Origin of the sequence: Clavibacter nebraskensis NCPPB 2581 (assembly GCF_000355695.1) — a bacterium.
GTDB classification, from domain to species: Bacteria; Actinomycetota; Actinomycetes; order Actinomycetales; family Microbacteriaceae; genus Clavibacter; species Clavibacter nebraskensis.
On sequence record NC_020891.1, the window covers coordinates 512,405 to 538,022 of the forward strand.

General features: G+C 74.3%; 28 protein-coding genes. 18 read left to right on the plus strand and 10 right to left on the minus strand.

Annotated elements, in window-relative coordinates:
• Window positions 1–2 precede the first annotated feature (2 nt).
• The 3 genes from CMN_RS02550 to CMN_RS02560 are packed head-to-tail and all read left to right on the plus strand — an operon-like array spanning window position 3 to window position 2,352.
• Window positions 3–821, plus strand: a complete 819-nt coding sequence (locus CMN_RS02550; RefSeq protein ID WP_015489290.1) for a LamB/YcsF family protein — start codon at window positions 3–5, stop codon at window positions 819–821.
• The gene (locus tag CMN_RS02555) at window positions 818–1,438 is read left to right on the plus strand and encodes a 5-oxoprolinase subunit B family protein (protein WP_015489291.1); all 621 of its coding nucleotides are present in this window, start codon (window positions 818–820) and stop codon (window positions 1,436–1,438) included. Before CMN_RS02550 ends, CMN_RS02555 begins: the two co-directional genes overlap by 4 nt.
• Complete coding sequence (locus CMN_RS02560; RefSeq protein WP_015489292.1) at window positions 1,435–2,352, plus strand: 5-oxoprolinase subunit C family protein; 918 nt, start codon at window positions 1,435–1,437, stop codon at window positions 2,350–2,352. The genes CMN_RS02555 and CMN_RS02560 overlap by 4 nt, the downstream gene beginning before the upstream one ends.
• A gap of 51 nt (window positions 2,353–2,403) precedes the next feature.
• Here the strand turns inward: CMN_RS02560 and CMN_RS02565 are convergent, their stop codons facing one another.
• From CMN_RS02565 to CMN_RS02580, 4 genes are all read right to left on the minus strand, one after another.
• On the minus strand, window positions 2,404–3,225 hold the full coding sequence (locus CMN_RS02565) for a DUF2510 domain-containing protein (RefSeq protein WP_015489293.1): 822 nt from the start codon (window positions 3,223–3,225) through the stop codon (window positions 2,404–2,406).
• Between the two features lie 118 nt (window positions 3,226–3,343).
• Window positions 3,344–5,833 carry an ATP-binding cassette domain-containing protein gene (locus CMN_RS02570; RefSeq protein WP_015489294.1) on the minus strand — a complete coding sequence of 830 codons (2,490 nt, stop codon included), beginning with the start codon at window positions 5,831–5,833 and terminating at the stop codon, window positions 3,344–3,346.
• A gap of 111 nt (window positions 5,834–5,944) precedes the next feature.
• Entirely contained in the window at window positions 5,945–6,157 is a 213-nt protein-coding gene (locus tag CMN_RS02575; RefSeq protein WP_015489295.1) for a hypothetical protein, read from the minus strand.
• A 234-nt stretch (window positions 6,158–6,391) separates the two neighbouring features.
• Window positions 6,392–7,435 carry a sigma-70 family RNA polymerase sigma factor gene (locus tag CMN_RS02580; protein ID WP_015489296.1) on the minus strand — a complete coding sequence of 348 codons (1,044 nt, stop codon included), beginning with the start codon at window positions 7,433–7,435 and terminating at the stop codon, window positions 6,392–6,394.
• A 316-nt stretch (window positions 7,436–7,751) separates the two neighbouring features.
• Between CMN_RS02580 and CMN_RS02585 the strand changes: the two genes are divergently transcribed.
• Genes CMN_RS02585 through ccsB form a run of 5 tightly spaced genes read left to right on the plus strand, consistent with a single transcriptional unit; the run spans window position 7,752 to window position 12,397 of the window.
• Window positions 7,752–8,396, plus strand: coding sequence for a histidine phosphatase family protein (locus CMN_RS02585; protein WP_015489297.1), 645 nt, complete (start codon window positions 7,752–7,754; stop codon window positions 8,394–8,396).
• Window positions 8,396–9,004 (plus strand): TlpA family protein disulfide reductase, encoded by a 609-nt coding sequence (locus CMN_RS02590; protein ID WP_015489298.1) that lies wholly within the window; start codon window positions 8,396–8,398, stop codon window positions 9,002–9,004. Before CMN_RS02585 ends, CMN_RS02590 begins: the two co-directional genes overlap by 1 nt.
• The gene (locus tag CMN_RS02595) at window positions 9,005–9,745 is read left to right on the plus strand and encodes a cytochrome c biogenesis CcdA family protein (RefSeq protein WP_015489299.1); all 741 of its coding nucleotides are present in this window, start codon (window positions 9,005–9,007) and stop codon (window positions 9,743–9,745) included.
• Entirely contained in the window at window positions 9,729–11,375 is a 1,647-nt protein-coding gene (gene resB / locus CMN_RS02600; protein ID WP_015489300.1) for a cytochrome c biogenesis protein ResB, read from the plus strand. The genes CMN_RS02595 and resB overlap by 17 nt, the downstream gene beginning before the upstream one ends.
• Window positions 11,372–12,397, plus strand: a complete 1,026-nt coding sequence (ccsB, locus tag CMN_RS02605; protein WP_041465221.1) for a c-type cytochrome biogenesis protein CcsB — start codon at window positions 11,372–11,374, stop codon at window positions 12,395–12,397. Before resB ends, ccsB begins: the two co-directional genes overlap by 4 nt.
• 33 nt (window positions 12,398–12,430) lie before the next feature.
• Here ccsB and CMN_RS02610 read toward each other — a convergent pair whose 3' ends face one another.
• Window positions 12,431–13,414: an o-succinylbenzoate synthase gene (locus CMN_RS02610; protein ID WP_015489302.1), complete on the minus strand. Its 984-nt coding sequence runs from the start codon at window positions 13,412–13,414 to the stop codon at window positions 12,431–12,433.
• Window positions 13,415–13,468: 54 nt separating this feature from the next.
• Here CMN_RS02610 and CMN_RS02615 point away from each other — a divergent pair, with 54 nt between their 5' ends.
• Together CMN_RS02615 and CMN_RS02620 are read left to right on the plus strand one after the other, a co-directional pair.
• Window positions 13,469–14,380 (plus strand): 1,4-dihydroxy-2-naphthoyl-CoA synthase, encoded by a 912-nt coding sequence (locus tag CMN_RS02615; RefSeq protein ID WP_015489303.1) that lies wholly within the window; start codon window positions 13,469–13,471, stop codon window positions 14,378–14,380.
• 19 nt (window positions 14,381–14,399) lie between these two features.
• The gene (locus CMN_RS02620; RefSeq protein WP_015489304.1) at window positions 14,400–15,584 is read left to right on the plus strand and encodes an AMP-binding protein; all 1,185 of its coding nucleotides are present in this window, start codon (window positions 14,400–14,402) and stop codon (window positions 15,582–15,584) included.
• Between the two features lie 118 nt (window positions 15,585–15,702).
• On the opposite strand, the gene CMN_RS02625 is transcribed toward CMN_RS02620, so the two are convergent.
• Window positions 15,703–15,876, minus strand: a complete 174-nt coding sequence (locus tag CMN_RS02625; protein WP_015489305.1) for a CsbD family protein — start codon at window positions 15,874–15,876, stop codon at window positions 15,703–15,705.
• A gap of 132 nt (window positions 15,877–16,008) precedes the next feature.
• Between CMN_RS02625 and CMN_RS02630 the strand changes: the two genes are divergently transcribed.
• Window positions 16,009–16,317 carry a hypothetical protein gene (locus CMN_RS02630; protein WP_015489306.1) on the plus strand — a complete coding sequence of 103 codons (309 nt, stop codon included), beginning with the start codon at window positions 16,009–16,011 and terminating at the stop codon, window positions 16,315–16,317.
• On the opposite strand, the gene CMN_RS02635 is transcribed toward CMN_RS02630, so the two are convergent.
• From CMN_RS02635 to CMN_RS02650, 4 genes are read right to left on the minus strand one after another with little or no spacing between them, the layout of a single operon-like run.
• Entirely contained in the window at window positions 16,307–16,849 is a 543-nt protein-coding gene (locus CMN_RS02635) for an NUDIX hydrolase (RefSeq protein WP_015489307.1), read from the minus strand. The genes CMN_RS02630 and CMN_RS02635 overlap by 11 nt on opposite strands.
• Window positions 16,850–16,858: 9 nt before the next feature.
• Window positions 16,859–17,464, minus strand: coding sequence for a GNAT family N-acetyltransferase (locus CMN_RS02640; RefSeq protein WP_015489308.1), 606 nt, complete (start codon window positions 17,462–17,464; stop codon window positions 16,859–16,861).
• Window positions 17,465–17,478: 14 nt separating this feature from the next.
• Window positions 17,479–18,057 (minus strand): GNAT family N-acetyltransferase, encoded by a 579-nt coding sequence (locus CMN_RS02645; protein ID WP_106389112.1) that lies wholly within the window; start codon window positions 18,055–18,057, stop codon window positions 17,479–17,481.
• Between the two features lie 56 nt (window positions 18,058–18,113).
• Window positions 18,114–19,433, minus strand: a complete 1,320-nt coding sequence (locus CMN_RS02650; protein ID WP_015489310.1) for a glutamyl-tRNA reductase — start codon at window positions 19,431–19,433, stop codon at window positions 18,114–18,116.
• Between the two features lie 103 nt (window positions 19,434–19,536).
• On the opposite strand from CMN_RS02650, the gene hemE reads away from it, so the two are divergent.
• From hemE to CMN_RS02685, 7 genes are all read left to right on the plus strand, one after another.
• On the plus strand, window positions 19,537–20,664 hold the full coding sequence (gene hemE, locus CMN_RS02655) for a uroporphyrinogen decarboxylase (protein WP_015489311.1): 1,128 nt from the start codon (window positions 19,537–19,539) through the stop codon (window positions 20,662–20,664).
• Complete coding sequence (gene hemG, locus CMN_RS02660; protein WP_015489312.1) at window positions 20,657–22,096, plus strand: protoporphyrinogen oxidase; 1,440 nt, start codon at window positions 20,657–20,659, stop codon at window positions 22,094–22,096. Before hemE ends, hemG begins: the two co-directional genes overlap by 8 nt.
• Window positions 22,097–22,222: 126 nt before the next feature.
• Complete coding sequence (locus tag CMN_RS02665; protein ID WP_015489313.1) at window positions 22,223–22,564, plus strand: hypothetical protein; 342 nt, start codon at window positions 22,223–22,225, stop codon at window positions 22,562–22,564.
• A gap of 32 nt (window positions 22,565–22,596) precedes the next feature.
• On the plus strand, window positions 22,597–23,013 hold the full coding sequence (locus tag CMN_RS02670) for a phage holin family protein (RefSeq protein WP_015489314.1): 417 nt from the start codon (window positions 22,597–22,599) through the stop codon (window positions 23,011–23,013).
• Entirely contained in the window at window positions 23,003–23,278 is a 276-nt protein-coding gene (locus CMN_RS02675; protein ID WP_015489315.1) for a DUF3618 domain-containing protein, read from the plus strand. Before CMN_RS02670 ends, CMN_RS02675 begins: the two co-directional genes overlap by 11 nt.
• Window positions 23,279–23,374: 96 nt before the next feature.
• The gene (gene mptB, locus CMN_RS02680) at window positions 23,375–24,937 is read left to right on the plus strand and encodes a polyprenol phosphomannose-dependent alpha 1,6 mannosyltransferase MptB (protein WP_231853774.1); all 1,563 of its coding nucleotides are present in this window, start codon (window positions 23,375–23,377) and stop codon (window positions 24,935–24,937) included.
• An 87-nt stretch (window positions 24,938–25,024) separates the two neighbouring features.
• Window positions 25,025–25,588, plus strand: coding sequence for a TIGR03086 family metal-binding protein (locus CMN_RS02685; protein ID WP_015489317.1), 564 nt, complete (start codon window positions 25,025–25,027; stop codon window positions 25,586–25,588).
• Window positions 25,589–25,618 lie beyond the last annotated feature (30 nt).

Consider the following 25,618-nt stretch of genomic DNA (forward strand, 5'->3'; position numbering starts at 1 on the left):
CCATGCACATCGACCTCAACAGCGACCTGGCCGAGTCCTTCGGCCGCTGGACCCTCGGCGACGACGACGCGATGCTCGACGTCGTGTCGAGCGCGAACGTGGCCTGTGGGTTCCACGCGGGGGATCCGCTCGTCATGCTGCACGCGCTCGAGCGCGCGGCCCGGAACGGCGTCGCGGTCGGCGCGCATGTCGCCTACCGCGACCTCGCCGGATTCGGCCGGCGCGACCTCGACGCCTCGCCCGCCGAGCTCACGGGCGACGTGCTCTACCAGCTCGCGGCGATCAGCGGCATGGCCCGGACCGTCGGCGCCCGCGTCTCCTACATCAAGCCCCACGGCGCCCTCTACAACCGCATCGCGCACGACCCCGTCCAGGCGCAGGCCGTGGTGGACGCGGTCGTGGCGCTCGACCCCTCGCTCCCGGTGCTCGGGCTCCCGGGCTCCGAGATCCTCCGGCTGGCCGCAGCCGCCGGCCTGCCGACGCGCGTCGAGGCGTTCACCGACCGCGCCTACACGCCCGAGGGCGCGCTCGTGTCCCGGCGGCAGGAGGGCGCGGTGATCCACGACCCGGCCGAGGTCGCGGCCCGCTCCGTGCGCATGGCGACGGAGGGCACGGTCGTCGCGATCGACGGATCCGTGGTGCGGCTCGACCCCGACTCGCTCTGCCTGCACAGCGACACCCCCGGAGCCGTGGGGCTGGCGCGCGCGGTGCGCGACGCGCTCGAGGCGGCGGGCGTCGAGATCCGGCCGGTGCCGGACGCGGGCGCATCCTCCACCCCGGGCCACCGCGTCCTCCCCGCCCGCGACCGGCGCACCCTGTGACCCTCCGGCTCCTGCCGTGCGGCGACGCCGCCGTGATGCTCGACCTCGACTCGCTGGACGAGGTCCTGCGCCTGCAGCCCGTGCTCGACGCGACCCGGCCGCGCGGCGTCGTGGACATCGTGCCGGGCGCGCGCAGCATCCTCGTCACGGTGGATCCGCGCGTGCTGCCGCTCGCCGCCGCCCGTTCCTGGGCTCTGGCCGCCCAGCCCGCCGACGAGGCCGGCGCCCGCGGCGGCGCGCCCGTCGAGATCGACGTGGTCTACGACGGCGAGGACCTGGCCGACGTGGCCGCGCTCCTCGGCATCGGCGTGCGCGAGGTCGTGGAGCGGCACACCTCGGGCACCTGGACGGTCGCGTTCGGCGGCTTCGCGCCCGGCTTCGGCTACCTCGCCGGCGTGCCCGGCCTCGAGGTGCCGCGCCGCACGTCGCCGCGGCCGCGGGTCCCGGCCGGCGCCGTCGCGCTGGCGGGCGAGTTCAGCGGCATCTACCCGCGCGTCTCGCCGGGCGGCTGGCAGCTCATCGGCACGACGCGGGCGGTGCTGTGGGATCCGGAGCGCGAGCCGGCGGCGCTCCTGCAGCCCGGATCCGCCGTGCGCTTCCGCGAGGTCGACGCGTGAGCGACGCCGTGGTCGGACGCCGCGGCCGCCGTGCGTGGGCCGTCGTCCAGGCCGGCCTCGTGGTCGAGCGCACCGGCCCGCTCATGCTCGTGCAGGACGCGGGCCGACCCGGCCACGGCGGCATCGGCGTCTCGCCGTCCGGCGCCCTGGATCCGCGCGCCCTCGCCGACGCGAACCTCCTCGTCGGCAACGACCCCGGCGCGGCGGGCCTCGAGATCGTGCTCGGCGGCGCGGTGCTGCGGGCGACCTCCGCCGTGTGGGTCGCGGTCACGGGCGCCGTCGGACCGCTCGTGCGCACCGTCGGCCGCGAGTCCCGCCCGGCGCCGTACGCCGCCGCCGTGCTGCTCGACGCCGGCGACGCCCTCGAGATCGGCACGGCCGTCGCGGGGATCCGCTGGTACCTGGCGGTGCGCGGCGGCGTCGACGTCGCGCCCGTGCTCGGCTCGCGCGCCACCGACCTGCTCTCCCGCGTGGGACCCGCGCCCGTGGCGGTCGGCGACGTGCTGCCCGTCGGATCCGCGCCCGCCCGGCCCGTGCCCCCCGTCGACGCGCTCGCCGTCTCCGCGCCGGCCGACGGCGAGGTGCTCCTCCGCGCGTCGCCGGGCCCGCGCCTCGACTGGTTCGTCGACGGATCCTGGGCCGCGCTCTTCGACCGCGCGTGGGAGGTGACCGCCGAGGCCGACCGGGTGGGCGTGCGCCTCGACGGCGATCCCCTCGAGCGGCGGATCCCCGGCGAGCTCCCCAGCGAGGGCGTCGTCACGGGCGCGCTCCAGGTGCCGCCGTCGGGCCGGCCCATCCTGTTCCTCGCCGACCACCCGATGACGGGCGGCTACCCGGTGATCGGCGTGGTCGCGCGGGACGACATCCGGCTGGCGGCGCAGCTGCGCCCCGGCCAGCGCGTCCGCTTCGTGTGAGCGGACGCCCTGTCCGGGGCGCGGGACGTGCGGGCGGCGGACCGCCGGTGGTCAGTAGCGGGTGGGTCCGTACATCTGCATCACGCTGATGAACCCGTCGACCCACTTGACGACGGCGACGAACAGGACGATCGCGGTGATGCCGACCCACAGCCAGAGCGGCGCGAGCACGCGGCTTGGGTTCCCGGTGATGCGACGACGGACGATGACGGACCGTCCGATGACGTAGACGCCCGAGCCGAGGAACGTCCATGCCCAGTGGAACGGGCGGACGATGCCGCGCCGGCCGAGGTCGCGCCAGTCGAAGTACGCGACCGCGACGTTGGCGCCGTAGACGAGGAAGGCCACGAGGTTCGCCACGAGGTAGCCGACGCCGGGGAGCAAGGGGCCGACACCGGGGGCCATGGATCCGCGGTCGTAGTGCATGGGGCTCATCATCTGCCGGAGGTCGAGGCCCAGGATCGAGATGAGCGAGATGACGGGCAGCGCGGCGAGCACCCAGATCGCCCAGGTGAACGGCGCCGTGGACGCGGGCACCTGCGGCGGAGGGGTCGGGACGGCGTACGGCGTCTGCGCGTACCCGGCCTGCGAGTACGGCTGCTGCGCGTACGGCTGCTGCGCGGACGCCTGCCCGGGAGCCTGCTGACAGTTCGCCGGCGGCGCCGAGGCGGGAGCGGCCGGCGCCTCCGGGGCGACATGGCCGGAGGTCGGCGCGGCGGCGGGCTCGGCGGCAGCGGCTGCCGCGGCTGCGGCAGGCGCATCGGCCAGGTGGTCGGTCCAGCGCGTGCCGTCCCACCAGCGCAGGCGGTCGGATCCCGCGGGATCCGCGTACCAGCCCGCGGGAGTGGAGGGCGTTCCGGTCGAGTCAGTCACGAGGTGCTCCTAGGGGCGTGCGGGATGGAGGCGAGCGCGTCGGACGCACCGGGGCACGACCGCAAGAGGTCAGACTACCCACGTCGCGCTGGGCCCGCGCCGTCCCGCGCGACCCGTCTCAGGAGGCGTCGAGCCGCCGCGCGAGGTAGGGCGCCGTGCGGCTCCCGGCCGTGTCGGCGACCTCGCGCGGGGTGCCCTGGGCGACGATCCGCCCGCCCTGGTCGCCGCCCGACGGCCCGAGGTCGATCACGCGGTCGGCGTCCGCCACCACATCCGTCTCGTGCTCGACCACGACGACCGTGTTGCCCGCGTCCACGAGTCCCTGCAGCTGCCGGAGGAGGAGCACGACGTCGGCCGGGTGCAGCCCCGTCGTCGGCTCGTCCAGCAGGTAGAGCGTGTGGCCGCGCGGCGCCCGCTGCAGCTCGGTGGCCAGCTTGATCCGCTGCGCCTCGCCGCCCGACAGCTCCGTGGCCGGCTGGCCGAGCCGCAGGTAGCCGAGGCCCACGTCGCGCAGCGTGGCGAGGGCGCGCGCGGCGAGTGGCACGTCGGCGAGGAAGCCGTGCGCCTCGTCCACCGTCATCGCCAGCACGTCCGCGATCGAGCGCCCGTGGTACTCGATCTCGAGGGTCGCCGGCTCGTACCGGGCGCCGTGGCACGTGGGGCACGGCCCGTAGGAGCCGGGGAGGAAGAGGAGCTCGACGGTGACGGATCCCTCGCCCTGGCAGGTCTCGCAGCGCCCGCCCGCGACGTTGAAGGAGAACCGCCCCGCTCCGTAGCCGCGGGCGCGCGCCTCGTCGGTCGACGCGTACGTCCGCCGGACCGCGTCGAAGAGCCCCGTGTAGGTCGCGAGCGTCGAGCGCGGCGTGCGGCCGATGGGGCGCTGGTCCACGGACACGAGCCGGTCGACGGCGTCGGCGCCCTCCACCCGGGCGATCCGCGCCGGTCCCGACGCGTCGTCGTCGCCGTCCGCGTCGTCGGAGTCCTCGACCACCACGCGGTCGGGCGCGAGCGATGCCCGCAGCAGGTCGGGCAGCACGCGGCTCACGAGCGTCGACTTGCCGGATCCGGAGACGCCCGTCACGGCCACCATCACGCCGAGCGGGATCTCGACGTCGAGGTCCACGAGGTTGTGCAGCGTCACGCCCGTCGCCCGGATGCTCCCGGTCGGCGTGCGCGGCGTGCGGTCCACCCGGGCGGGCGCGAGGTCGGGGAAGAGGTGCGGCCGGGTCGCCGACGCCTCGACCTCGCGGAGTCCGTCGACGGGACCGCTGTAGACGACGGATCCGCCCGCCTGCCCCGCGCCCGGTCCCACGTCGACGATCCAGTCGGACCGCCGCACGACGTCCATGTCGTGCTCGACGACGAAGACCGAGTTGCCGGAGTCGCGCAGCTGCTCCAGCACCTCGAGGAGCGGCTCCGCGTCGGCCGGGTGCAACCCCGCCGACGGCTCGTCGAGCACGTAGACCACGCCGAACAGACCCGACCGCAGCTGTGTCGCGAGCCGGAGCCGCTGCATCTCGCCCGGGGAGAGCGTCGTCGTGACGCGGCCGAGGCTGAGGTAGCCGAGCCCGAGGTCCACGAGCACGGCGAGGCGGGCGACGAGGTCCGTCGTGATCGTCACGGCCACGTCGCCCATGCCGTCCGTCGGGGCGATGGCGGTGGCGAGGTCGGCGAGCGTCAGCGCATTGAGCTCCTGGATGCTGCGGCCCGCGAAGGTCACGGCCAGCGCCTCGGGCGTGAGCCCGCTGCCGCCGCACCGCTCGCACGTGCCGGACACCATGTGCGCGAGCGCCGCCTCGCGCAGGCGCGGGCTCGCGGAGTCGGCGAGCGTGTGCAGCACGTAGGAGCGCGCGCTCCAGAACCGCCCGTTGTAGGGCTTCGCCACGCGGTCGCGCTGCGGCGTGATCTGCACCACCGGCTGCTCCTCCGTGAAGAGCAGCCAGTCCCGCGCGTCCTGCGGCAGCTCGCGCCACGGCACGTCCACGTCGTGCCCGAGCGCGATGACGATGTCGCGCAGGTTCTTGCCCTGCCAGGCGCCCGGCCACGCGGCGACGGCGCCCTCGCGGATCGTGAGCGACGGATCCGGCACGAGCGATTCCTCGGTCACGGTGTGCGCGACCCCGAGTCCGTGGCACACGGGGCACGCGCCCGCGGCCGTGTTCGGAGAGAAGGCGTCGGAGTCGAGGCGGCCCTGGCCCGCGGGGTAGGTGCCCGCGCGCGACATGAGCATCCGCAGCGAGTTGGACAGCGTGGTGACGGTGCCGACGGTCGAGCGCGTGCTGGGCGCGCCCCGCCGCTGCTGCAGCGCGACCGCGGGCGGCAGGCCGGTGATGCTCTCGACGTGCGGCGTCTGCTCCTGCCGGATCAGCCGGCGCGCGTACGGCGCCACCGACTCGAAGAACCGGCGCTGCGCCTCGGCGTAGACGGTGCCGAACGCGAGCGACGACTTGCCGGATCCCGAGACGCCCGTGAAGGCGACGATCCGGTCGCGGGGGATGTCGACGTCCACGTCGCGGAGCGTGTTCTCGGACGCTCCCCGCACCCGGACGAAGCCGTCGGCTCGGTCGTCGGGGGCGGATGCGGGCGGGTGGATCTCGGGGGAAGGCACCTGCTCGACCCTAGGCCCGCTCGCCCGCGACCGTCGGCCCGGTGCCAGCGCAGCCGGGAGGTGGTACGGCGGCCGAGCGTGCGGCGGGCGCCGCCCGCCCGGCCGGGCGGATCAGCCGAGCGCGCCCCGCGCCTCCTGCAGCGTCGGGAAGTCCCCGACGTCGCGGCCGAGGCGGTCGGTGACGTGGAAGCCCGCGCCCCACCGCTCCTCGGAGAGCCCCGCGAACTCGTCCCCGCGTCGGGCGACCCAGAGCCCCGCGGCGACGGGGGACCAGCTGACGCCGGGGATGTCGGTCTGGCCGGGCGCGGCCTGCGTGAGAGCCATTGCTCCTCCTTCTCCGTGGCTCGTCGTCGAGCCCCCGTGCTGTCGTCGGCGACGGGGATGCGCGCCGCGACGCCGTCCGATGGGATGGAACCCAACTGTATGCGCACTAACGACTAGTGGGCGTTCTTCCGAGCGGATCCGGAGCTTGGGGCCCGCTGACGGACATCCCGACGCCCGCGCACGACGGAGGGCCGCCCGCGCTCACGCTGACGGCCCTCTCGTGGCGCGACGGGATCAGCCGCGGATGTAGGTCTCCAGCTCCGGGATGCGGAGCTTGGCGAGCACCTTCTTCTCGATCTGGCGCACGCGCTCGCGCGTCACGCCGAGCTGCTGGCTCACGAAGGCGAGCGAACGCGGCTCGAGGCCCGCGAGGCCGAAGCGCATCCGCACGACCTCGGCGTCGCGCTCGGCCAGCCCGTCGATGAGGCGCATGACGTGCGCGGCCATGAGCTGCTGCGTCACCACGTCGATGGGCTGCGTGACGTCCGCGTCCTCGATGAGGTCGGCCATCTCGGTGTCGCCGTCGCCGCCGCTGCCGCCCACCAGGACCTGCAACGACATGGGCTCCTGTGCGCGGTCGAGCAGGTAGCGCACCTTGGTGACGGGCGTGTCCGACTCGCGTGCGATCTCCTCCATGGAGGGGTCGCGGCCGAGCTCGACGGCGAGCTCGCGCTGCACCGCGTTGATGCGGTTGATGTGCTCGACCGTGTGCACGGGGATCCGGATGGTGCGGCTCGTGTCGGCCATGCCGCGGGTGATGGACTGCTTGATCCACCACGACGCGTAGGTCGAGAACTTGAAGCCGGCCTGGTAGTCGAACTTCTCGACGGCGCGGACGAGTCCCATGTTGCCCTCCTGGATGAGGTCCAGGAACGGCAGGCCGCGGCCCGTGTAGCGCTTGGCGATGCTGACGACGAGGCGCAGGTTCGCGTTCACGAGGTGCTGCTTGGCGCGCATCCCGTCCTGCGCCAGCGTCTGGTACTCGCGGCGCTCGGCCGAGGTGAGGTCGGTGCGGGTGTCGAGGACCTCCTGCGACAGCACGCCCACCTCGATGCGGCGGGCCACGGTCACCTCCTGCTCGGCGGTGAGCAGCGGCACGCGGCCGATCTGGCGGAGGTAGTCCTTGACGGCGTCGGTGCTGGCGCCGGGGGTGACGAGCGACGGCTCGGGGAGGTCGGAGTCCGCGTACGGATCGACGGGACGGACGGACTCGACCTGGTCGAGCTCGGTGTCGGAGGTGGTCTCGGCGGCCGTGGGCCGGGTCGGTGTCATCGTCATGGTGCCCGTTCCTTCCGTGCCGTCGCGGACGGCATCGTCATGCGGGCCCGCGTCCGTTCGACGGGGGTCACTGCGAGGTCCCGTGCTCCACGGGGCTCTCGCCGGGAGGCCGGATCACGACCTCGAGCACCTAACTTAGCGCGCGATTCCTTTGGGGCCAAACCGTTCGTATACGGACGTAATATCCGGCCGGCACCGGTCTCGAGACGCCGGCCCCCACCGGTGCGCCCAATCGTATTGGGGACGAACGATTAGCGCAGGGGGTTGCGCTCGTTCCTCGGCGGTTGTACATCTCCTCGCCACCTACACTTGACGGGTGGTCGCCTCACGAATCCATCTCGTCCGTCACGGCGAGGTGCACAACCCGCACGGGATCCTCTACGGACGCATCCCCGGGTACGGCCTCTCCGAGCTCGGCCACCGCATGGCGGACGCCGCGGCGCGCGCGCTCGAGGAGGAGGGTGCTCCCGTCAACCGCGTCATCGCCTCCCCGCTCCAGCGCGCGCAGGAGTCCGCCGCCCCGTGGGCCGAGCGCTTCGCCCTCGAGGTCGCCACCGACGAGCGCGTCATCGAGCCCACCAACCGCTTCGAGGGATCCCGGTTCCCCTCGCCCGCGCGCATCGCCCGATCGCCGCGCCTCTGGCCGCTCGTCGTCGACCCCGTGAAGCCCAGCTGGGGCGAGTCCTACCGCTCCATCGCCGCGCGCATGGCGGAGGCCGTGAAGGCCGCGCACCGCTCCGTGCCCGACGGCGACGTCGTCATCGTCAGCCACCAGCTGCCCATCTGGATGGTGCACCTCTCCCTCGCGGGCGAGCGCCTCTTCCACGATCCGCGCCAGCGCCGCTGCGCCCTGTCGAGCATCACGACGGTGGAGCGCGTCGGCGACCGCTTCGTCGAGACGGGCTACATCGACGCGGCTGCCGGGCTCGCCGCCGACGCCGTCGACCAGGGGGCGGTCTGATGCCCGGCGTGAGCCGTCGCAGCGTCCTCGCCGCCGCCGCGTCCACCGCGCTGGCCGCGTTCGCCCTCGCGGGCTGCACCGAGGATCCGCTCGCCGCCGAGTTCAAGGCCGGCGACAACAAGCGCTACATCGCCGGCGACGGCACGTTCACCGAGGTCCCGCTGGCCGAGCGCGCCGCTCCCGTCGACTTCTCCGGCACCCTGTCCGACGGCACGGAGATCACCTCCGCCGACTACGTCGGATCCGTCACGGTGATCAACTTCTGGTACGCCGAGTGCCCGCCCTGCCGCCTCGAGGCCAAGGACCTGCAGGCCGCGAACGAGGAGCACGCGGCGGACGGCGTCAAGTTCCTCGGCGTCAACACCCGCGACCGGCGCCCGAACGTCGACTCCTTCGACAAGACCTACGGCATCACCTACCCGTCCGTCCTCGACGTCGAGGACACCTCCATGCAGCTCGCGTTCGCTGGCACCATCGCGCCGAACGCCGTGCCCGCCACCCTCGTCCTCGACCGCCAGGGGCGCGTCGCCTCGCGCGTGCTCGGGCAGATCGACCCCGGGGTGCTCCGCACGCTGGTGAAAGACACCGTCGCCGAGGCGGCGGGGTAGGTGGATCAGATCCAGGGCGTCCTCTCCGGCCAGCTCCTCGTTGCGGTGCCGCTCGCGCTGCTCGCGGGCCTGGTCTCGTTCGCGTCGCCCTGCGTGCTGCCGCTCGTGCCTGGCTACCTCGGGTACATCGGCGGCATGGCCGAGGCGAAGGGCGGATCCGCGACGCGTCGCCGCCTGCTCGTCGGCACGGCGCTGTTCGTGCTCGGCTTCTCCGCGGTCTTCATCGTCACGACGCTCGTCTCCGCGACGGCCGGATTCTGGCTCCTGCGCTGGCAGGACGTCATCACGCGCATCCTCGGCGTCGTCCTCATCGTGATGGGGCTCGTCTTCACCGGCCGGCTCGGATTCCTGCAGCGGCAGGTGAAGAGCTCCTGGCGCCCGGCGACCGGGCTCGCCGGGGCGCCGCTCCTCGGGGTCGTGTTCGGCATCGGCTGGGCGCCCTGCATCGGCCCGACCCTCGCCGTCGTCATCTCCATGAGCCTCACCTCGGCCGACGCGGGTCGCGGCGTGCTGCTTGGGGTCGCCTACTGCATCGGGCTCGGCGTGCCGTTCCTCCTCGTGGCCCTCGGGCTCGGCTGGATGACGCGCACCGTCGGGTTCCTCCGCCGACACATCCGCACCGTCAACCTCGTCGGGGGAGCGCTGCTGGTCGTCACCGGCGTGCTCATGGTCTCCGGCCTCTGGTCGGCGTGGATGCTCCAGCTCCAGGGGGTGATCGCCACGTATGTCCCGGCCATCTGACCACGTCGACTCCCCGCGGCAGGCGCCGCGCGAGGGGGCGTCCATCACGCAGCCCAAGCTCGGGTTCCTCGGCACCCTGCGCTGGTTCTGGCGGCAGCTCACGAGCATGCGCACGGCGCTGTTCCTGCTGCTGCTGCTGGCGTTCGCGGCTATCCCCGGATCCCTGGTGCCGCAGCGCAGCTCCGATCCGAACGGCGTCACGCAGTTCCGCGCCGACAACCCCGACCTGTACCCGGTCCTCGACAAGCTGCAGGTCTTCGACACTTACAGCTCGGTGTGGTTCTCCTCCATCTACCTGCTGCTGTTCATCAGCCTCATCGGCTGCGTCGTGCCGCGCGCCAAGCACCACTTCGACGCGCTCCGCCAGGCGCCGCCCAAGACGCCCGCGCGGCTCTCGCGCCTCGCCGGGTTCACGACGCGCACCACGACGGCGGATCCGGTCGACGCCATCCGGCAGGCCCGCGCGCTGCTCAAGCGCCAGCGGTACCGGACCGTCCTCGTCGACGACGCGTCGGCCGCGGGCGGCGTGCTCTCGGTCTCGGCCGAGCGGGGCTACCTGCGCGAGACCGGCAACCTCGTCTTCCACTCCGCGCTCGTGGGGATCCTCATCACGGTCGGCATCGGCGGCGGCTTCGGCTACTCCGGGCAGAAGGTGCTCGTCGAGGGGCAGTCATTCGTCAACACGCTGTCGACCTTCGACTCGTTCAACCCCGGCCGGTTCTTCGACGACTCCTCCCTCACCCCGTACCGGGTGAAGCTGAACGCGCTGCACGTGCAGTACGAGCAGGAGAACCCGAACGCCATCGGCCAGCCGCTCGACTTCACGGCCGACGTGACGGCCGACGTGCCGGGCGGCCAGCCGCAGGACCGCGAGGTCAAGGTGAACGACCCGCTCGCCATCGGCGGCACCGACATGTACCTGCTCGGCAACGGCTACGCGCCGCACGTGACGGTGCGGGATCCCGAGGGCACCGTGGTGTACAGCGCCGACGTGCCGTTCCTCCCGCAGGACGCGAAGCTCACGTCGCTCGGCGTCGTCAAGGTGCCGGACGGGCTGCGCGAGCAGGTCGGCATGCTCGGCTTCTTCTACCCGACGCAGGGCGCGGAGAAGGCGCCGTTCTTCTCCTCCTACCCGGACCTCGACAACCCGCTGCTGACGCTCAACGTCTACACGGGCGACCTCGGGATCGACGGCGGTGTGCCCACGTCGGTCTACACGCTCGACACGGGGAACCTGACGCAGCTCACGGGCGGCAAGACCGGCGTCCAGTCCATCGAGCTCGCCCCCGGCCAGACGACGGACCTGCCGGACGGCCTCGGCAGCGTGAGCCTCGACTCCGTGCCGCGCTTCGTGTCGTTCGACGTGCACCACGACCCGACGCAGCGCTGGGTGCTGCTGTTCGCGATCCTCGTGCTCGGCGGCCTGCTCACCTCCCTCTTCGTGCCGCGCCGGCGCGTGTGGGTGAAGGCGGTGCCGCAGGCCGACGGATCCACCACCCTCGAGTACGCCGGGCTCGCCCGCGGCGAGGACCCCACGCTGGAGGCCGCGGTCGCGGCGCTGGCGGACAAGCACGTGGCCGGCCTCCCGCCTGCCGCGGTGTCAGATGCAGAAGTTAGGCTCCACTCGTGAACACGGCCATGCTCGACGACGTCTCCCTCATCGCGCTCCTCGTCGCGATGGGCCTCTACGCGGCCGCGTTCATCGCGTTCGCCCTCGACCTCGCGCGGCGCTCCGCGCTCGTGCCGGACGCCGCCACCGTCGCGGCGCGCCAGCCGTCCGCGGTCGGCGCCACCGCCGCACGCCGCGGCGGCACCGCCACCCTCGAGAGGGAGCCCGGGTCCTCCGACCGCGACCGCGTCGCCAGCGGACCGGACGCGCCCGTCGCCGCCGGTCGGTCCCTGAGCCTCAACGTCGCCATGGTGCTGCTCGTCGTCGGGTTCATCGCCCACGCGGTCGCCACGGTGCTCCGCGGCCTCGCCGCCTCGCGCGTGCCGTGGGCCAACATGTACGAGTTCGCCATGACGGGCACGCTGCTCATCCTCAGCGTCTACCTCATCGTGCTCACGCGCCGCGACCTGCGCTTCCTCGGCACGTTCGTCACCGGTCTCATCCTCATCCTGCTGGGCATCGCGGTCGTCCAGTACCGCGTCGAGGTGGCGCCGCTGCCGCCGTCGCTGCAGTCGTACTGGCTCGTGATCCACGTCTTCGTCGCCGCCCTCGGCACCGGGTTCTTCGCCCTGGCCTTCGCGCTCTCGGGCGTGCAGCTGCTGCAGTTCCGTCGCGAATCGCTCGCGGCCGACGCGCAGTCGATGAAGATGCGCTTCCTCGCGACGCTGCCCGACTCCGTCACGCTCGAGTCGATGGCCTACCGCCTCAACATCGTCGGCTTCATCTTCTGGACGTTCACGCTCATGGCCGGCGCCGTCTGGGCCGAGCGCGCGTGGGGACGCTACTGGGGGTGGGACACCAAGGAGGTCTGGACCTTCATCATCTGGGTGCTCTACGCCGGGTACATCCACGCACGGGCCACGCGCGGCTGGCGCGGATCGCGCTCCGCGTGGCTGGCCATCATCGGGTTCTCCGCCGTCATGTTCAACTTCGGCGTGGTGAACGTGTTCTTCAAGGGCCTGCACACCTACAGCGGGCTGTAGACCGCAGGGCCTGGTCTGCGGGGTCGGCCTGCGTCAGGCGCGGGCGAGCACGGCGTGCGTGCGGCGGATCCGGTCGAGCCACCAGTCGCGGCGCTCGGCGTCGGCCGCGTGGGCGTCGAGGAGCCGCGCGTCGGGCGAGACGCGCCGCACGGGGATCCGGCCGTCGACCGGCACGAGCGGGTCGGCGACGACGTCCTCGACGAAGAGCGAGACCGTGCCGAGGCCGCAGTCGTGCGGCAGCTCGGGGATCGCTGCCGCGAGGTGCGCGGCCATCGCGATCCCGACGCTCGTGTCGAGCGCGCTGGAGACGACCACCGGCAGGCCGGCGTCCCGCGTGATCCGCAGCGCGCGGTGGATCCCACCGAGCGGCTGCGCCTTGATCACGAGCAGGTCGGCGGCGCCGGCCCGGGCGACCCGCAGCGGGTCGTCGGCCTTGCGGACGCTCTCGTCGGCGGCGACGGGCACGCCCAGGTGGCGGATCCGCCCGCGCAGCTCGGCGAGCTCCTCCACCGACGCGCACGGCTGCTCCGCGTACTCGAGGTCATGCTCGGCGAGGGCGTGGATCGCGTGCTCGGCCTCGTCGACGTTCCAGGCCGCGTTCGCGTCGATGCGCACGCGCCCCTCCGGCCCGAGCAGGCGGCGCACCTCGGCGACGCGCGCCACGTCGTCCGCGAGCGTCGTGCCGCGCTCCGCGACCTTGACCTTCGCGGTGCGGCAGCCGGGGAACCGGGCCAGCACCTCGGCGACGCGGGCGGCGTCGACGGCCGGGATCGTGGCGTTCACGAGCACGTGGTCGCGGAGCGGCGCGGGCGGCTCCGTCCAGCCGAAGTCGATCGCGGCCGCGAGCCAGGCGGCGGCCTCGGCGTCGTCGTACTCGACGAACGGCGAGAACTCCGTCCAGCCCAGCGGGCCCTCGATCAGCACCGCCTCGCGCACGTCGAGGCCGCGGAAGCGCGTGCGGAGGGGGAGGGCGACGACGCGGGCGGTGGCGAGGAGGTCGTCGAGGGCGGGGAGCATGGATCCAGCCTCGCACCCGCGGGCGGCCGGCGGGGCGCCGCCTAGGCTGGACGCATGGTGAAGCAGGTCTCCGACATCCTCGATCCCACGCGCTGGCGCGACGTCCCCCTCGCGGAGGGCTTCACCGACATCACGTACCACCACGACCTCACGGGCCGCATCGCGCGCATCGCGTTCGACCGGCCCGAGGTGCGCAACGCCTTCCGCCCGCGCACGGTCGACGAGCTGTACCAGGCGCTCGACGACGCCCGGCAGGACCCGCGCATCGGCGTCGTGCTCCTCACCGGCAACGGCCCGAGCCCGAAGGACGGCGGCTGGGCGTTCTGCAGCGGCGGCGACCAGAGGATCCGCGGACGCGACGGCTACAAGTACGCGGAGGGCGAGACCGCCGAAGGCGTGGACCCGGCGCGCGCCGGACGCCTGCACATCCTCGAGGTGCAGCGCCTGATCCGCTTCATGCCCAAGGTCGTCATCGCGGTCGTCCCCGGCTGGGCGGCCGGCGGCGGGCACTCGCTGCACGTCGTGTGCGACCTCACGATCGCCTCCGCCGAGCACGGCCGTTTCAAGCAGACCGACGCGGACGTCGGCTCGTTCGACGGCGGGTACGGATCCGCGTACTTCGCCCGCCAGGTCGGGCAGAAGGCCGCGCGCGAGGTGTTCTTCCTCGCCGAGGAGCACAGCGCCCAGCGCATGCACGAGATGGGCGCCGTGAACCGCGTCGTGCCGCACGCCGAGCTCGAGGCGACCGCGCTGGAGTGGGCCGAGACGATCCTCGGGAAGTCGCCCACCGCGATCCGCATGCTCAAGTACGCCTTCAACGCGGTCGACGACGGCATGGTCGGCCAGCAGGTGTTCGCCGGGGAGGCCACGCGCCTCGCCTACGGCACCGACGAGGCCGTCGAGGGGCGCGACTCCTTCCTCGAGAAGCGCGCGCCCGACTGGTCGCCGTTCCCGTGGCAGTTCTGATCCGCGCGGCCCCGCTCCCGTGAGGCGCCTCGAGCGGCTGACCGCGTCCGGCGCCGACGTGGTGCCGCTCCTCCGCGCGGCCCTCGCGGGCGACGGCCCGGCGCTGCTCGCGCGCCCCGTGGACGCGCCCGTGGCCGTCGGGAATCCGCCGCCGCCGGCCGAGGTCGAGCGCCGCGTCGCGCTCGTGGTCGAGACGAGCGGCACCACCTCCCGGCCCAAGCGCGTCGCGCTGTCGTCGGACGCGCTGCTGGCGAGCGCCGCCGCGTCGCAGGCGGCGCTCGGGGCCCCCGGGCAGTGGATCCTCGCGCTTCCCACCCACTACATCGCCGGCCTCCAGGTGCTCGTGCGCTCGATCGCGGCGGGCACCGCGCCCGCGGTCCTCGCGCCCGGGAGATTCGACCCGCGCGCGTTCGCGCAGCTGGCCACGTCGCTGGACGCGCGCGTCGCCCGCTACACGTCGCTCGTGCCGACGCAGCTGCACCGGCTCGTGGAGGCGGCCGAGGGCGACACCGGCGACGACGCCCGCCGCGTCCGCGAGGCCGTCCGGCGCCTCGACGCGATCCTCGTGGGCGGCCAGGCGGCCCCGCCGCACCTGGTCGACCGCGCCGCCGCGCTGGGGTGGCGGGTGGTGCGCACCTACGGATCGAGCGAGACCGCGGGCGGCTGCGTCTACGACGGCGTGCCGGTCGCGACGGCCGGGGTCGCGGTCGTCGACGGCCAGGTGGAGCTCGCCGGCCCGATGCTCGCGGAGGGCTACCTCGGGGATCCGGCCGCGACCGATGCGGCCTTCGGCGAGCACGACGGCCGCCGCTGGTACCGCACGGGCGACGGCGGCGACCTGGTCGACGGCGTGCTGCGGATCACCGGGCGGCTCGACGACGTGGTCATCTCCGGCGGCGAGAAGCTGCGGCTCGCCGCGGTGGAGGAGGCGGTGCGGTCGATGGTCGCGTGGGAGCCGCGTCTCGGCGAGGCCGTCGCGGTGCCCGGCGAGCACGCGGGCTGGGGGCAGCGGCCGGTCGTGTTCGCGCCCGGGACCGTGGATCCGGAGCTCGCCGAGCGCGTGCGCCGCGAGCTCGCCGCGCGCCTGGGCCGCGTTGCGGGATCCGCGGTCGTGCGGGGGATCGACGCCCTGCCGACGCTGCCGTCCGGCAAGCCCGACCGCCGGGCGCTGCGGGCGCTGGCCGACGCGGACCCGGCCGCCTGACGCGTCGCGCGAGCCGCCCGCGTCGCGCGAGCCGCCCGCTCCGCCCGGGCATGACGAGGGGCCGGATGCTCGGCATCCGGCCCCTCGCCTCTCAGGAGGGACGTCCCTTGAGGAAGTCCTACTTCTTGAAGACGTCCTTCACGTTCTCGCCGGCCTGCTTGGCGCTTGCCCCGGCCTGCTTCGCTTCGCCTTCGGCGACCTTGCTGTCGTCGCCGGTCAGCTTCCCGAAGGCCTCCTCGGCCTTCCCCGCGAGCTTCTCGCCGGTGTTCTGGGCCTTGTCATCCGCACTCATATGCGCTCCTTCGTTCGGGGGATGGGACGTCTCCGACGCTACGCCCGCGCGCCCCCGGCGTCACCCCCTCCCACCGGACGCACGGGCGGGCGCCGCCCCAGGATCCCGCGTCGCCCGTGGGAGGATGGGCACATGGCCACCCGCACCCCCGACGCCCGTGCGAAGGGCCTGCTCTCCTGGCTGATCCTCGCGGTCGCGGTCGTCATCGCCGCCTTCACCGTCGCGATCCTCGTGGCCGCCGTGCAGGCGGACGGCCTGGGCGAGGTCACGGGCACGCTCGTCGCGGGCGGCATCGCGACCGTGGTGGCCGCGATCGCGTTCGTCGACCAGCGCCGTAAGGTCCGCGCGACGCGGGCGGCCGAGCTGGCCGCCGCATCCCGCGCGCCCGTCGATGCCGGTGCCGCCGACGCCGCGCCCGGGGACGACGCCGTCAGTCGATGAGCCGGAGCGCCACGAGGCGCTCCAGCGCCGCTTGGCCGGCGGGCGGGCAGCGGTCGGCGTCCGCGGATCCGACGAGCTCGACCTCGGCCACCTCCCCCGACGGCACGGGCTCCTGCCGCGTGCCCTCCCGGGGCTCCGCGCGGTAGACGGTCATGCTCACGAGGCGCCCCGCATGCACGCCGTGGGCGTCGGCCAGGACGGTGAAGAGGTCCTCGATCGTGGCAGGGTCGATGTCGAGCCCCACTTCCTCGGCGGCCTCGCGCACGAGCGCCTGCCGCGCGCCCTCGCCGGGCTCGATCTTCCCGCCCGGCAGGTAGAGCACGTCTTGTCCCTCCACGCGCACCATCAGCACGCGGCGGTCGCGGACGAGGGCGAGCGCGGCGACGCGGAGCGGGCGCTCGTCCGGGCTGCGGCGTCGGCCGGAGTCCCCGGGACCGTCGCCGTCGGGCACGTCCAGCTCGTCCAGGTCGTCATCGTCGTCGTCGAGGACGGGGACGACCGGTCGTCCGGCGGGGTCGGGGGTCGATGTCACGCGGTCCTCCTACAGTCCGTCGAGGCTCTTGCGAGCCGCCCACTCCACGTCGAGCAGGGCGACGACCACGGTATCGGCCCAGGCTCCTCCGGCCCATCGGTCGTGCACGAGGAGCGCCTCGCGTCGCATGCCGAGGCGCTCGGCCAGCCCCAGCGCGGTCGCGTCCGCCGCGTCGAACCGGCACGCGACGCGGTGCACGCCCGCCTCGGCGAACGCGAGCTCGAGGATCCGGTCGGCCGCCTCCGCCGCCAGCCCCGCTCCCCGCACGTCCTCGTGCAGCACCACCCCGAGCTCGGCCTGCCGGGCACCCGGGTCCCGCAGCAGCAGGTGCACCTCGCCGACCACCCGCGCCCACCGCTGGCCCTGGGCGGGCAGCTCGATCGCGAGGGCGAGCCGGTCGCCGACGCCAGCCAGGCGGGTCCAGTCCAGGCGGTCGGCGAGCATGCGCGCGGGGTCGGCCGCGGATCCGGCGAGGTGCGGCCGGGCGCCGGGGGACTCCGCGTACGACTCGATCGCGACCACGTCGTCCGGCGTGAAGGGCCGCAGGACGAGCCGGGCGGTGCGGACGGGACCGCGCACCTCGACCGGGTCGAGCGCGGGCAGGTCGCCGTCCACGGGGATCCGCCGGGTCAGGAGGTGGCGGGCGGCGTCGCCGCCCACTCGTCGGCCAGCACCGCGTAGTAGAGGCTGTCGACCCACTCGCCCTTCACGAGGTGCTCCTCGCGGAAGAGCCCCTCGTGGCGCATGCCGAGGCGCTCGGCCATGCGCGCGGACGAGGCGTTGCGGGCGTCGAGCTGCGCGAGGACGCGGTGGGCGCCCGCGCGCTGGAAGGCGATGTCGAGCATGGCGCGGCTGGCCTCGGTGGCGTAGCCGCGGCCGGCGAAGTCCGGGTTCATGACCCAGCCGATCTCGAGCTGGCGGGATGCCGCGTTGCGGAGGAGGAGGGACACGTCGCCGACCACGCGGCCGGATCCCGCGCGCGGGTTCAGGCTCGGCTCGTCGGGGAGCTCCACGGCGAGGCCGAGGAAGTCGTGCGACTGCTCGAGCCGCGTCTGCCGGCGGCGGGCGGCGAGGTGGCGCTTCGACGCCTCGCGGTCGCGGAGCGGCCAGAACATGTACTCGACCACGTCGGGCCGGCGCTGGATGTCGGCGTAGTCGTCGAGGTCGTCGGCCGTGTACGGCCGGATCACCAGGCGCTCGGTGCGCACGGGCTCCGTCATCCTGAGCGGCGCATCGAGGCGCGGGCCGCGGAGGATGCGGGGCCTCACGACGCCTGGCCTGCCTCGGCCGTGCGCGGCAGCGCGACGGCGACGGGGGAGGACACCGCGGCGGGCATCTCCACGTCGAGGCCGAAGAGCGCCTGTACGGCGTCGACCACGCGGGCCCCCTCGCCCTGGCGCGCGAGCTCGCGCGCGCGGACGGAGGGCTGGTGCACGAGGACGCTGACGAGGTGCCGGAGCGCCTTCTCGGTGGCCTCGGAGGAGTCGCCGCGCTTGCGCACGCGCTCCAGCTCGCCCTCGAGGACGTCGAAGATGTGGGTGCGCAGGGCGACGACCGCGGGGGCCACCTCGTCCTCGGCGCTCGCGGCGCGGAACTCGGCGGCGGCGGTGCTGACGATCTCGCGCGCGTCGTCCGTGGCGGTCAGGTCGCGCAACGGCGCGTGCAGGCTGATGGTCTCGAGGTCGAGCAGCTCGACGCCCTCGACGGTGACGACGTCCGGATCCACGTTGCGGGGGAGCCCCAGGTCGATGACCAGGCGGCGGCGGCCGTCGCCCGACACCGCGGCGGCGCCCTGCATGTGGTCCGCGGCGAGCACGGCGGCGGGCGCGGTGCTGCAGGTGACGACCATGTCGGATGCGGCGAGCGCCTTCAGCAGGTCGCGGCCCTCGACGGCGGGGATCCCGTGGGGGCCCGCGAACCTCTGCGCGCGGCCCGAGGGGGAGTAGACGTGCACGTCGACGACGCCGCGGTCGCGGAGGGCAGCGAGGCTCGCACCGGCGTAGGCGCCCGTGCCGACGAGCAGGACCCGCGTGGCCGACCAGTCGGCGATGCGGCTCTCGGCGAGGTCGAGCGCGAGCCGGACCATGGAGCGGCCGGCGCTCTGCAGTCCTGTGCGGGTCTTGACGCCGCGGGACGTGTTGGACGCGGTCTGGAAGAGGCGCTCGAGGCCGGTGCTCGTGGTGCCGCCCGTGCGCGCGCCCTCGAGGGCTCGGCGCACCTGGCCCGCGATCTCTCCCTCGCCGACGACGACCGACTCGAGCCCGGAGGAGACGGCGAACAGGTGCTCGGCGACCGCGTCGCCGCACTTCACGTCGACGCTGCCGCGGACGTCGTCACGGCCGATGCCGCTGGCGCCGCTGACCACGTCGACCGTGGCCTCGACGGCGAGGGCGCGGGCCGCAGTGAGGGGCTCCTCCACGTCGAGGTAGGCCTCGAAGCGGTTGCAGGTGGCGAGCACGACGGCGCCCGCGATGAAGTCGTTCTGCGCCATGAGCGTGCCGGCGACGGAGGGTGCGGCCACGGACAGCTTCTCGAGGACCTCGAAGCTGGCGTTGTGATGACTCGCCGTCAGACATATGAGCACGCTCCATGGTAAACCTCCCCACCGTGTGCTCCGGGCCGGTGAGGGCACCCTGGCTAGGCCGGGCCGCCTCCCCAGCCGAGCCGCCGCGCAGGCGGGGGATGCGATGATCTCCTCCGTGATCACGCCCAGCTCCTCGCCGTCCTCCGTGCCCTCGTCCGCCGCCGTCCCGCTCCCCGCGGAGCACCCGCTCAACACGCGCACCGCGTCGTCGCTCCTCGTCGAGGCGTACCGCGGCCACCGCGGCGAGCGCGCGCCCGTGTGGTTCATGCGCCAGGCCGGCCGGTCGCTGCCCGAGTACCGCGAGCTCCGCGTGGGCACGCGCATGCTCGACGCGTGCCTCGACCCGGAGATGGCCAGCGAGATCACGCTGCAGCCGGTGCGCCGCCACCACGTCGACGCGGGCATCTTCTTCAGCGACATCGTCATCCCGCTGAAGCTCGCGGGCGTCGGCGTCGACATCGTCGCGGGCCGCGGCCCCGTGCTCGAGAAGCCCGTGCGCACCGCGGCCGACGTGGCCGCGCTGCCGTCGCTGGATCCGGCCGCCCTCGAGCCCATCCGCCAGGCGGTCGCGCGCACGGTCGCCGAGCTCGGCGACACCCCGCTCATCGGGTTCGCGGGCGCCCCCTTCACGCTCGCCGCGTACCTCGTCGAGGGCGGGCCGAGCAAGGACCACATCGCGGCCCGCGGCCTCATGCACGCGGATCCCGACGCCTGGGACGCGCTCATGCGCTGGTGCGCCGAGATCACGGGCGTCTTCCTGCACGCGCAGGTCATGGCGGGGGCCTCCGCCGCCCAGCTCTTCGACTCGTGGGCGGGCGGCCTCTCGCTCGCCGACTACACGCAGCGCGTCGCCCCGGCGTCCGCGCTCGCGCTCGACCACGTGCGCACGATCATCGCCGCGGACGGCCGCACGGTGCCGCTCGTCCACTTCGGCGTCGGCACGGGCGAGCTGCTCGGCGCGATGCACGACGTGGGCGTCGACGCGGTGGGCGTCGACTGGCGCATCCCGCTCGACGAGGCGTCGCGGCGGCTCGGCGGATCCGTCCCCGTCCAGGGCAACGTCGATCCGGCCCTCCTCGCGGCCCCGTGGCCGATCCTCGAGGCGCACGTGCGCGACGTGCTCGAGCGCGGCGAGGCGGCGCCCGCCCACATCCTCAACCTCGGCCACGGCGTGCCGCCGGAGACCGACCCCACCGTGCTCACCCGCATCGTGGAGCTCGTCCGTGAGTAGCGACCCGCGGCAGGCGGCCGGCCAGGTGGATCCCACGGACGTCGTGGTGATCGGCGGCGGCGTGGGCGGCCTCATCGCCGCCCGCGCGTGCGCCCTCGCCGGGAAGCGCGTGATCCTCGTGGAGGCGTCGCCCGCGCTCGGCGGCACCGTCGGATCCCACGTGGTCGACGGCCTCCGCCTCGACAGCGGCGCCGAGAGCTTCGCCACCCGCCGCGGCACGGTCGCCGCCTTCCTCGGGGAGCTCGGCCTCGCCGACCGGATCGTGCAGCCGAATCCGGACGGCGCGTGGGTGCAGCTCGCCGAGCGCGCCATCCAGCTGCCGCGCACGGGCCTGCTCGGGATCCCCGCGCACCCGTTCGACGCCACCATCGCCACCGCCATCGGCCGGGCCAGCGTCGCCCGCGCGAAGGCCGACCTCCTCCTCCCCGCCTCCGTCGGCGCGAAGGAGCGCACGCTCGGCGGCCTCGTCCGCGCCCGCATGGGCGACCGCGTGGTCGACCGGCTGGTCGCCCCCATCGTCTCTGGCGTGCACAGCGCCCACCCCGACGAGGTCGACGCCGACTCCGTCGCGCCCGGCCTCCGCGCCGGCCTCGCCGAGCAGGGGTCGCTCGGGAAGGCGGTCGCGTCCATGCGCGCGGCGTCCCCCGCGGGATCCGCCGTCAGCGGCATCGTCGGCGGCGTGCACCTGCTCGTCGACGCCCTGGCCGCCGACCTCGCGCGCCTCGGCGTCGACGTCCGCACCTCGCTCGCCGTGGAGTCCGTGCACCGGCACCGCTCGCACGAGGGCGCGGCCGCGTACGACGACTGGCACGTCGAGCTCGCCGACGGCCGCGGCATCGACGCGGCGGGCGTGGTCCTCGCGATCCCCGCTGCCGGGCTCATCCGCCTCTTCTCCGGCCTCGCGCCCCGCGCCGTCACGGAGGGCTGGCCCGAGCCGTCCTCCGTCGAGCTGGTCACGCTCGTCGTGCGCGCGCCCGAGCTCGACGCCGCACCCCGCGGCACGGGCGTGCTCGTCGCGGCCGACGCCCCGGGGATCCGCGCCAAGGCCCTCACGCACGCCACCGCCAAGTGGCCGTGGCTGAAGGAGCAGGCGGGCGACCGGCACGTGCTCCGCCTCTCCTACGGGCGCGCGGGCGGCGATGACGACACCGCGGCCGTCCCCGACGACGAGCTCACCGCCGTCGCGGTGCACGACGCGTCGGCGCTGCTCGGCGTCGACCTGGCCGGCCGCGTCACCGGATCCGCCCGCGTGCGCTGGACCAACGCCCTCCCGTTCGCCGCCTCCGGCCACCGCGAGCGCGTGCAGGCCGTGCGCGACGAGGCCGCGGAGCACCCGGGCCTCGAGATCACCGGATCCGCCGTCGCGGGCACCGGTCTCGCCTCCGTGGTGGCCGACGCGCAGGCCGCGGCGGCACGCCTCCTGGGCCGCTGATGCGCGGTCGAGGACCCGCGTGGCCGGGCACCGACCGCCCCGCCGCCCCGACCACGCGGCCGCGCCGGAGGGATACGCTGGACCGACGTGTGCTGCACGTGCCCCTTCAACGATCGGAGATCTCCCATGAAAGGCAAGCTTCTCTTCGTCGCCGGAGCTGGTGTCGGCTACGTCCTCGGCGCCCGCGCCGGACGCAAGCGCTACGAGCAGATCCGCACGAACGCCAAGAAGGTCTGGGATGACCCGAAGGTCCAGCGCCAGGTCGACAACGCGGCCGGCTTCGTGAAGGACCACACCCCCGACGTCGCGCACGCGGTCGTCGGCGGTGCCAAGAAGGTCGTCGGCACCGTCACCGGCGGCAAGAAGGACTCCTCGCGCGGCACCACGCCCTCGAGCGCGTCGACCTCCTCGTACCCGACCATGGACCCCGCCTCGCCCGAGCCGAACGGCTCCGGCACCTCCCGCTGACCCGCAAGCCCATCCCCAGGAGGGAAACCCGCATGACGGATCAGGATCTCAATCCGAAGAGCAAGCGCTCGCTCGTCCGGCTCGTCGCCGACCTGCCGACGCTCATCGTCCAGCTGATCAAGGACGAGATCGAGTCGTTCAAGAACGAGCTCGTCTCGAAGCTCAAGCACGCGGGGATCGGTGCCGGCTTCCTCGTCGTGGCGCTGTTCTTCGCGTTCATCGCGTTCCTGGTGCTCGTCGCCGCCGCGATCCTCGGCCTGTCCGAGGCGTTCTCGCCGTGGCTGTCCGCGCTCATCGTCGCGGGCGTCTTCCTCCTCATCACGGTGGTGCTGGCGCTGCTCGGCATCCGCTGGCTCAAGAAGGGCGTCCCGCCGATGCCCGAGGAGACGGTGGACAGCCTCAAGGAGGACGTCGACGCGGTGAAGGGGACCGGCAAGTATGACCACTGACCGCCCCCGCCCCACGGGACCCCGGTCCCGCACCGAGCTGAAGCTCGACATCCAGCACACGCGCGAGGAGATCTCCGCGACGCTCGACGCGCTCGAGGCCAAGCTGAACGTCCGTCGCCGGGCGCAGGACGGCATCGCCGACCTGCGTCGCCGCATCCGCCGCACGGCCGACGAGGACCCGCTGCTCGTCGTGGCCGTCGGGGTAGGCGCGGTCGTGGCGGTCGGCGGCGTGGTCTGGGCCGTGGCCCGCGCCGCGCGCCGCTGACCCCCCGGTCGAGCGCCCGTGATGGCCGAGGGGGGATCCGCGCGTCCGCGCCGCCGCGAGGCGCGTGACCCGGGATCCCTGGGTGCGCATCCGCTGATGCTGCCGGGGCTCGTCGGCCTCGCCGGCTCGCTGATCCTCCTCGTGGCCTCGTTCGTCGTCGGCCACGCGCCGGCCGAGTCGGAGCTGTCGCGGACACCCGTGATCGGCGCCCTGCGCGTCTCGCCGTTCGCGACCGGCGTGGCGTCGCTCGGGGTCGTCGTGGGCGGCCTGATGCTCACCTCCGGCTGGCTCCTCCTCGGCGCGCTCCTCCCGCGGCTCGGTCTGTCCGGCCTGCGTGCCACGCTGCGGCTCGCGGTCGTCTGGACCGTCCCGCTCCTCTTCAGCGCGCCGCTGTTCAGCCGCGACATCTACTCGTACATCGCCCAGGGCCGCGTGCTGGGCGCCGGCCTCTCGCCGTACGAGCACGGGCCCGGCGTGCTGCCCGACTGGCGGAGCACGGGCGTCGACCCGCTGTGGGCGCACAACCCCGCGCCCTACGGCCCGTTGTTCCTCGCGATCGAGCGCGTCATCGGCGCGATCTCCGACGCCGTCGGAGTCGAGGTCGCGGTCCTCGCCGCGCGCGGCGTCGCCGTCGTCGGCGTCGTCCTCATGGTCGTGTGCGGCCTCCGCATCGCACGCCGCCGCCGAATCGACCCCGTGCGGACGGCGTGGTTCCTCGCCGCGAGCCCGCTCGTCGTCTTCAACTTCGTGGTGGCCGCGCACAACGACGCGCTGATGATGGGGCTGCTGGTCGCCGGCCTCCTCGCCGCCATCGACTCCCGGCCCGTGCTCGGCGTGCTGCTCGTGACGTGCGCGGTGGCGGTCAAGCCCATCGCGCTCCTCGCCCTGCCCATCGTCGCCATCGTGCACGCGGAGATGCGTGCCCGCCGCGTCGACGACCGGGCGCCGGAGGGCGTGGCCGTCGACGGGTCGGCTGGCGGCGTGGTCGGCCTCCGCCCGCCCACGCGGGACCCGCGCGTGTGGGCGGCCTGGACCGCGTCCGGGATCGCCGCGATGGGCCTCCTCGCGCTCGGCGGCGAGCTGCTCGGCGTCGGCCTCGGCTGGATCTCCGCGCTGTCGAGCCCCGTCTCCGTCGTCTCCTGGTTCATGCCGTTCGGCATCGCCGCGGGCGCGTTCGGCCCCCTGGTCGAGGCGCTCGGCGGTCCGGGCGGCGCGGTCGAGGGCGGGATCAAGACCGCGGGCATCGTGCTCGGGTTCGCGGGCGCCGCGTGGTGCATCCTCACCACCCGCACCCTCTCCGGGGAGGCGCGCCTCGCGCTGGCGTTCGCATGCATCGTCGCCATGTCGCCCGTCGTGTACCCCTGGTACGGCCTGTGGGTGCTCGTGATCCTCGCCGTCGTCGGCATCGCGGACGGCGCGGCCATGTCGCTCGCGGTCTCGGCGACGGTGTTCCTCGTCGGCGTCAACCTGCTGGAGCCCATGGCCGTCGTGCACCCCGTCGCGTCCGGCTGGCCGCGCATGCTGGTCGTCTCCGTGGCGGTGGTCGGCATCCTCGGGGTGCTAGCGCCGGGGCTGCAGGGCCTCGCGGGCACGGATCCGTTCCGGGCGCTCCGGGCTCCCCGCCACCAGTTCTCCGCCGTGCGGCAGCCCCCGGCCTGACGACCGTCGCGCCACCCGGATCCGGAGCGGGAATGCGCGCGCCCGCCGCGGACGTTCCCCGGTGACACCACCGACGGGAGCTCGACCATGGACACCGACCTCGACTGGCACGACCTCATCCGCCGGGCGCACGACCGCTTCGCCGACCGCCTCGGCGCGGTCACCGACTGGACGGCGCCCACGCCCGACGTCGAGTGGGACGTCCGCGAGCTCGTGGCGCACGTCATCGAGGAGCAGCAGTGGGTGCCGCTCCTCCTCGCCGGCCACACCGCGGAGACCGGGCAGCCGCACATCCGCGCGCTCGACGACGACCTCGTGGCCGAGTGGGGCCGCTACTCCCGCGAGGCGCTCGCGGCGTGGGAAGGCGTGGATCCGGAGCGTCCCGTCCTGCTGTCGACCGACCGCGTGCCGGCCCGGGAGTACCTGCGCGAGCAGCTGTCCGACGTCGTGATCCACGGCTGGGACCTCGCGCGCGCGGTCGGCGCCGACGAGCGCATCGACGACGAGCTCGTGCGCGCCACGTGGACGGTGTTCGCCCCGCAGAAGGACACGCTCGAGGCCAGCGGCCTGTTCGCGTCGCCCGTGCCGGTCGCCGAGGACGCGCCCCTGCAGGTGCGGCTGCTCGCGCTCACGGGTCGCGACGCCCGGTAGCCCGCGAATGATCTGACGGCCGCCCGTCCG

What these genes read in the sequence shown, in the direction of transcription:
- CMN_RS02550 (WP_015489290.1), top strand. Translation starts at nt 3, where the DNA reads ATGCACATCGACCTCAACAGCGACCTGGCCGAGTCCTTCGGCCGCTGG.
- CMN_RS02575 (WP_015489295.1), bottom strand. Translation starts at nt 6,157, where the DNA reads ATGGCTCTCACGCAGGCCGCGCCCGGCCAGACCGACATCCCCGGCGTC.
- CMN_RS02580 (WP_015489296.1), bottom strand. Translation starts at nt 7,435, where the DNA reads ATGACGATGACACCGACCCGGCCCACGGCCGCCGAGACCACCTCCGAC.
- CMN_RS02590 (WP_015489298.1), top strand. Translation starts at nt 8,396, where the DNA reads ATGCCCGGCGTGAGCCGTCGCAGCGTCCTCGCCGCCGCCGCGTCCACC.
- resB (WP_015489300.1), top strand. Translation starts at nt 9,729, where the DNA reads ATGTCCCGGCCATCTGACCACGTCGACTCCCCGCGGCAGGCGCCGCGC.
- CMN_RS02610 (WP_015489302.1), bottom strand. Translation starts at nt 13,414, where the DNA reads ATGCTCCCCGCCCTCGACGACCTCCTCGCCACCGCCCGCGTCGTCGCC.
- CMN_RS02615 (WP_015489303.1), top strand. Translation starts at nt 13,469, where the DNA reads ATGGTGAAGCAGGTCTCCGACATCCTCGATCCCACGCGCTGGCGCGAC.
- CMN_RS02625 (WP_015489305.1), bottom strand. Translation starts at nt 15,876, where the DNA reads ATGAGTGCGGATGACAAGGCCCAGAACACCGGCGAGAAGCTCGCGGGG.
- CMN_RS02630 (WP_015489306.1), top strand. Translation starts at nt 16,009, where the DNA reads ATGGCCACCCGCACCCCCGACGCCCGTGCGAAGGGCCTGCTCTCCTGG.
- hemE (WP_015489311.1), top strand. Translation starts at nt 19,537, where the DNA reads ATGATCTCCTCCGTGATCACGCCCAGCTCCTCGCCGTCCTCCGTGCCC.
- CMN_RS02665 (WP_015489313.1), top strand. Translation starts at nt 22,223, where the DNA reads ATGAAAGGCAAGCTTCTCTTCGTCGCCGGAGCTGGTGTCGGCTACGTC.
- CMN_RS02670 (WP_015489314.1), top strand. Translation starts at nt 22,597, where the DNA reads ATGACGGATCAGGATCTCAATCCGAAGAGCAAGCGCTCGCTCGTCCGG.
- CMN_RS02675 (WP_015489315.1), top strand. Translation starts at nt 23,003, where the DNA reads ATGACCACTGACCGCCCCCGCCCCACGGGACCCCGGTCCCGCACCGAG.
- mptB (WP_231853774.1), top strand. Translation starts at nt 23,375, where the DNA reads ATGCTGCCGGGGCTCGTCGGCCTCGCCGGCTCGCTGATCCTCCTCGTG.
- CMN_RS02685 (WP_015489317.1), top strand. Translation starts at nt 25,025, where the DNA reads ATGGACACCGACCTCGACTGGCACGACCTCATCCGCCGGGCGCACGAC.